The 5,860-nt window shown below is 39.3% G+C and carries 5 protein-coding genes; 4 read left to right on the top strand and 1 reads right to left on the bottom strand.

Annotated elements, in window-relative coordinates; translation table 11 throughout:
• A partial coding sequence (serA, locus tag B4F08_RS07320; protein WP_291373971.1) for a phosphoglycerate dehydrogenase occupies positions 1 to 944 on the bottom strand: 944 nt, incomplete at its 3' end.
• A gap of 364 nt (positions 945 to 1,308) precedes the next feature.
• On the opposite strand from serA, the gene B4F08_RS07315 reads away from it, so the two are divergent.
• From B4F08_RS07315 to B4F08_RS07300, 4 genes are all read left to right on the top strand, one after another.
• Positions 1,309 to 2,718 carry an FAD-binding oxidoreductase gene (locus B4F08_RS07315; protein WP_086209010.1) on the top strand — a complete coding sequence of 470 codons (1,410 nt, stop codon included), beginning with the start codon at positions 1,309 to 1,311 and terminating at the stop codon, positions 2,716 to 2,718.
• A gap of 141 nt (positions 2,719 to 2,859) precedes the next feature.
• Positions 2,860 to 3,231 carry a hypothetical protein gene (locus B4F08_RS07310; RefSeq protein WP_087527330.1) on the top strand — a complete coding sequence of 124 codons (372 nt, stop codon included), beginning with the start codon at positions 2,860 to 2,862 and terminating at the stop codon, positions 3,229 to 3,231.
• Between the two features lie 94 nt (positions 3,232 to 3,325).
• On the top strand, positions 3,326 to 4,690 hold the full coding sequence (locus tag B4F08_RS07305) for an AbiH family protein (protein ID WP_291373970.1): 1,365 nt from the start codon (positions 3,326 to 3,328) through the stop codon (positions 4,688 to 4,690).
• An 87-nt stretch (positions 4,691 to 4,777) separates the two neighbouring features.
• The gene (locus B4F08_RS07300; RefSeq protein WP_291373969.1) at positions 4,778 to 5,668 is read left to right on the top strand and encodes a pirin family protein; all 891 of its coding nucleotides are present in this window, start codon (positions 4,778 to 4,780) and stop codon (positions 5,666 to 5,668) included.
• The last annotated feature ends 192 nt before the right edge of the window (positions 5,669 to 5,860 follow it).

Genomic DNA, 5,860 nt, shown 5'->3' with positions numbered 1-5,860 from the left:
GAAACGAATTTCTCAGCCACTTCTAAACCAATGTTCGCTTGAGCTTCCATAGTCGAACCACCCACGTGAGGGGTTAAGATCACGTTTGGAATGTTACGTAGTGGAGAAACGAACTCTTCACCATTGGCTTTTGGTTCTTTCGGGAATACGTCAACCGCAGCACCAGCAACATGTCCTGATTTCAAGGCATCTGCTAAATCTTCGATAAGTACGCATGTACCACGTGCAGCATTGATGAAGATTGAACCTTCTTTCATTTGTGCAAATTGGTCTTTACCGAAGAAGTTGCGTGTAGACGGAACGTCTGGTACGTGTAAAGAAACCACGTCAGCATTTGCAAGAAGTTCACCCATAGAACCGACTTGACGTGCATTACCCAAAGGCAACTTGGTCACTGTGTCGAAATAGATCACTTTCATACCCATGCTTTCAGCAAGCACAGAAAGTTGTGAACCGATTGAACCGTAACCGACGATCCCTAAAGTTTTACCACGCGTTTCAAACGAACCAACAGCTGATTTGTTCCAACCACCTGCATGTGTATCTGTTGATTTTTCAGGTACACGACGAAGAAGAAGAATTGCTTCAGCAAGTACAAGTTCAGCCACTGAACGTGTATTTGAGTAAGGTGCGTTAAATACTGGAATACCACGAACCATCGCAGCATTTAAGTTCACTTGGTTGGTACCAATACAGAAACAACCGACCGCGATTAATTTATTCGCAGCTTCAAACACTTCTTCAGTGAGTTGTGTACGGGAACGAATACCAATGAAATGTGCATCTTTAACCGCTTCTTTCAACGCTTCACCCTCAAGCGCAGTTTTACGATAGTCGATGTTGGTGTATCCGGCAGCATTTAGTGTGTCGATTGCGTTTTGGTGAACGCCTTCTAACAACAAGAAACGAATTTTATCTTTAGGAAGTGAAAGATGTTGGCTCATTACGGCTCCGCTACAAAGGCCAAATTTAGTGGCGATATAATAGCACGTACCGCGCTCGATATACATTTCCTTTATACAGACTCTATTGGGTATTTTTAGTCGCTATAGTGCGTAAAAAAGGCTTTTTGGTCTAATTAAATTAATCATTTCAAAGGTATCCTGAATAAAACAGCTTTTTCTGCGGGAAACAGAAAAAATGCCTTATAATATGACTCCGTGAAAATAACTCAGTTGCGCACTGCTACTGAAATCCTCACGAACTGCCTAAGCTTTAGGGTATGCAAAGACTGAAATCAAACACTTTCCCTGCATAGAACCCTAGCGCCACAAACAACTTGTTTACTTCTTGCAAGGTCTGAAAACGATGAATGCTCCAGTCGCTTTAACCCCAGAGTTATTGACCCAATTGACAGCAATTGTAGGTGAAAACCGCATTAAAACCGATGCGGATAGCCTTGAAAATTGGGGACGCGATCATACCAAACATTTTGATCCAAACCCGTCAGTCATCGTTTTTCCATCGAGCACAGAACAAGTGCAAGCGGTTGTAAAACTTGCAAATGAGTTTAATGTTGCAATTACACCATCGGGTGGTCGTACTGGCTTATCTGCCGGTGCAGTCGCTGCCAATGGTGAAATTGTGGTGAGCATGGACAAGATGAACCAAATCTTGGAATTCTTCCCAGCAGACCGTATGGTTCGTGTCCAAGCAGGTGTGGTGACTGAACAGCTACAAAACTATGCGGAAGAGCAAGGCATGTACTACCCAGTAGATTTTGCTTCTGCGGGTTCGAGTCAAATTGGTGGAAACATTGGCACCAATGCTGGCGGTATCAAAGTCATTAAATACGGCATGACGCGTAACTGGGTACTCGGTTTAACTGTAGTCACAGGTAAGGGGGATGTGCTGCGTCTAAATAAAGGCATGATCAAAAATGCAACGGGTTATGCACTACAACATTTGTTCATTGGTGGTGAAGGGACACTGGGCTTGGTGACTGAAGCTGAAATCAAACTGGAACGCCAACCGCAAGATCTTCAAGTAATGGTATTGGGTGTACCTGATTTTGATGCTGTAATGCCTGTACTGCATGCTTTCCAAGCCAAAATTGACCTGACTGCATTTGAGTTCTTTGGTGAACTGGCAATGCAAAAAGTGTTGGCAAATGGTCATGTGCAACGTCCATTTGAAACCGAATGTCCATTCTATGTATTGTTAGAATTTGAAGCGCCATTTGAGCCAATTATGGACAAGGCGATGGAAATTTTTGAGCACTGCATGGAACAAGGCTGGGTGCTGGATGGCGTGTTGAGCCAAAGCCTCGATCAAGTGGAAAGCTTATGGCGTTTACGTGAAGACATTTCTGAGTCAATTGCACCATTTACACCATACAAAAATGACATTTCAGTGTTGATTACGCATGTACCTGCATTTATTAAAGAAATTGATGCGATTGTGGCAAGCAACTACCCAGACTTTGAAATCTGTTGGTTCGGTCATATTGGTGACGGGAACTTACACTTAAATATTTTAAAACCAGCTGACTTAAGCAAAGATGAGTTCTTTGCCAAATGTCAGGTGGTGAATAAATATGTCTTTGAAACCGTGAAAAAATACGACGGTTCAATTTCTGCGGAGCACGGTGTTGGTATGACCAAAAAGCCATACCTTGACTACACCCGTTCGGCGGAAGAGATTGAATATATGAAAGCCTTGAAGCAAGTTTTCGATCCAAACGGCATTATGAACCCAGGTAAATTATTCGACCTTTAAGTTCGAATTGGGTTTCAAAAGCGCATTCATCGTGATGCGCTTTTTTTATGGTTGATGGGACTGAATTACATTTGCTAAATAGTGTAATGGTCACAAAAAAGGCATGATGGACTGATAAATAATGAATTTTGGGTGGGATTTATGTTGCGTCTTATTTTAGCTTCAGCCGTATGTGTGGGATTATTGTCAGGCTGTGCGACGACGAAAGAGTTAGTAAATAAAGTCGGTTCGTCAGATACACCGTTGGCTCAGGTACTCAAAGAGCGTCCAGATTTGCGTAATGAGCTAGCTACGGTTGAGATCCGTCAATACTTTAATACAGTTGAGTCCCCGACTGCGGCAGAAGTCAAAGTGACAGAAACAGGGTTGTTAGATGATTCGGTAAAGTCGGTGCGTACCGTGTATAACTTTAAATTGGTTGGTGGCGACTGGGAAAAAACTGCGACGAAAACCTCTTACCAATGTGCGCGCGGTAAAAACACCAAGAACTTCCAAACAGCAAAATGCTCATAATAAATCTTTGATTTATGGTTGAACTTTAGGCGAGTCTGCCTCATAAAAAGCGTATCGGTTGATGCGCTTTTTTGCTTTTTGGGGTTTTATAAAAATGAATATTTTGATTGTTGGGAACGGTTTTGATCTGTCGCACTACTTGCCGACGAAGTACGATCATTTTATGGTCGCAATGCAAGCAATAGAAAATTGGGAGGTATCAAAAGGTGACATGAGTTTTGATGATCTATTTGGTGCTTTATATGAAAAAGAAGATTATTTCTTTGGCTATACTAAAGCGATGTATAAAACGGATGAATTAAAAATATCAGTTGATCAAATTAAAGAATTACAAGAAAAGTTGAAAGATAATGTTTGGTATCAGTATTTTTCTGATCATGTGAGGGAAGTGAAGACATGGATTGATTTTGAAAACAAGATAGGAGAAGCTTTAAATTTAGTTTGCAAATTTATAAAAAAAATAGACATAAAATTTGATAAATATGGGAAGTTTGATAAACATGTTGAGTTGTTAACAAATAGTAATGCTGATAAAGACGACTCTTGTATTTATGTTTCTGTAGTTGAGCTTAAATTTCTTATCAGGTTGAAATTTATTATAGAGAATGATCAGTATGGCCAATCTGTTAAACGCAATGGATTTGTTTCAATGCCTGATTCACGTAGAGGTTTTATAAATGATAGTTGGTATTTAGTGCAGGGTAAAAATGAATATGGTTTTTCTAATGAGAGATATATTGGGTTTTTAAATAAAGAACTTGATGATTTTATATCTATATTTAATAGGTATTTAAATGATATTGTCAAGTGCTTAAAGCCTTATGTGAATTTTAAGTTTAAAGATCAAAAATTAATAAATATTGATATGGTCTATTCTTTTAATTATACGAATACTTATCAAAATTTTTATAACTCAGAACAAGATATTGAGTTTCTTCATGGGTGTATAGGAGAAGAACAAAATATTGTTTTAGGTATTTCAGAAATAAATGAAAGCTATTTAAAGAAAATAAAAGCATACGGTTTTACAAAATATCATCAAAAACTTTTAAAAGATACAGACTATCAGTTTCTAAGTAATAACTGCCATGCAATAAATATTAAAAGTTTCTGGAAGTCTGTTAAAGATGGAAGGGTTATAACATTGGAAGATAAGTCAATTAATGGAATTAATATTTATATCTGGGGACACTCATTAGATATTTCAGATGAGAGTTATATTAATGAGATCTTTTCTTTTAATGGTGAGTATGATGAGCAATTAAGGGTTACTATATATTTCTTTAATCAGACTGCTAAGTTTGATCTTTTAGCAAACCTTATACATATCTTGGAAAAAGATAAAGTTGAGTTATGGATGAAAAAAGGTTGGCTCAAATTTGAAAAAAATCTTGATATTGCCAAAATTAATGATATAGAACCTATTGTGTTGCCCAAAGTTACTTCTAAATCATCCTAAATTTTAAACACTGAAACTCATCTAGCCTATCGAACAGGGTTGTTTGCTAGGCTATGATCAAATTATTCAAATGATAAGCAGAATAAAATGAAAACCCTTGCCTTTATTCACTCAGAAAGTACACGTACTGCTGTAGGCGACTTTGCCCCAGTCATTTCCGTGTTTTCACATTATGAGCTGGGAAACTCGGTTTCACCTTTTCTATTGCTGGATCATATAGGCCCGAGTTATTTACAGCCGACCCACTTAAAAAAAGGCGTGAGTGAACATCCGCATCGTGGCTTTGAAACGGTGACCATCGTTTATCAAGGTGAGCTTACCCATCAGGACTCTACAGGCGGTGGCGGTGTGATTGGCGTAGGGGATGTACAGTGGATGACAGCAGGGGCTGGAGTACTGCACGAAGAAGTATTTAGTGAGGCATTTTCTAAAACAGGTGGGGCATTTGAAATGATCCAACTGTGGGTCAATTTGCCTGCCAAAGACAAAATGAATCCTGCACGTTATCAGCACTTGAGTCGTACCATGATTCCAGAACTGGAACTCGCGCAAGCTCAAGGAAAGGTCAGGGTGATTGCAGGGACGTATGAAAACCAGACAGGGCCTGCTCAAACACATAGCCCTATGACCGTGTTGGATGTGCAACTCACAGCAGGGATGAAAACGGTTTTACCCGCATTGGAAGGCGAAACGACACTACTGTATATCCGTAGTGGTCGCATTCAGCTTTATAGTGGCGAAACCGTTGAAGCCCAACAGATGGCGGTCATGTCTAATCATGGTGAGTACCTTGAAATACAAGCTGTCCAAGACTGCACTTTTTTATTACTCAGTGGGCAACCTTTAAATGAACCGATTTATGGACGTGGCTATTTTGTCATGAACACTTTCGCCGAAGTTTTACAAGCGTATGAGGACTTAAAACAAGGGCATTTTATCGCACCTCGTATAAAATCCAATGTGACAGATGAAACTTAAAAAAGTAACAATACAAACAGATGCAACACTGCTAAAATAGCTTAACTGAGCTTTGTCGGTGTCACCGCTCAGTCTATTTTAATAACACCTTTTCTAAAAACGCTTTGTGAATACAGCGTAAAACCAGTGTGCATTTCTCGCACCCATTACATTTTTTATTCAATTTTACAGTGCTTGCCATTGGGCTTAGTC

This window comes from Acinetobacter sp. UBA6720, from assembly GCF_002454215.1.
In the GTDB taxonomy this organism is placed as follows: Bacteria; Pseudomonadota; Gammaproteobacteria; order Pseudomonadales; family Moraxellaceae; genus Acinetobacter.
Note: the sequence above shows the minus strand (reverse complement) of the source record. Positions and strands in the feature narration are given on the sequence as shown.

Bases quoted from the DNA above. Each gene is read 5' to 3' on its own strand.
- B4F08_RS07315 (WP_086209010.1), top strand. From the start codon at position 1,309: ATGAATGCTCCAGTCGCTTTAACCCCAGAGTTATTGACCCAATTGACA.
- B4F08_RS07310 (WP_087527330.1), top strand. From the start codon at position 2,860: ATGTTGCGTCTTATTTTAGCTTCAGCCGTATGTGTGGGATTATTGTCA.
- B4F08_RS07305 (WP_291373970.1), top strand. From the start codon at position 3,326: ATGAATATTTTGATTGTTGGGAACGGTTTTGATCTGTCGCACTACTTG.
- B4F08_RS07300 (WP_291373969.1), top strand. From the start codon at position 4,778: ATGAAAACCCTTGCCTTTATTCACTCAGAAAGTACACGTACTGCTGTA.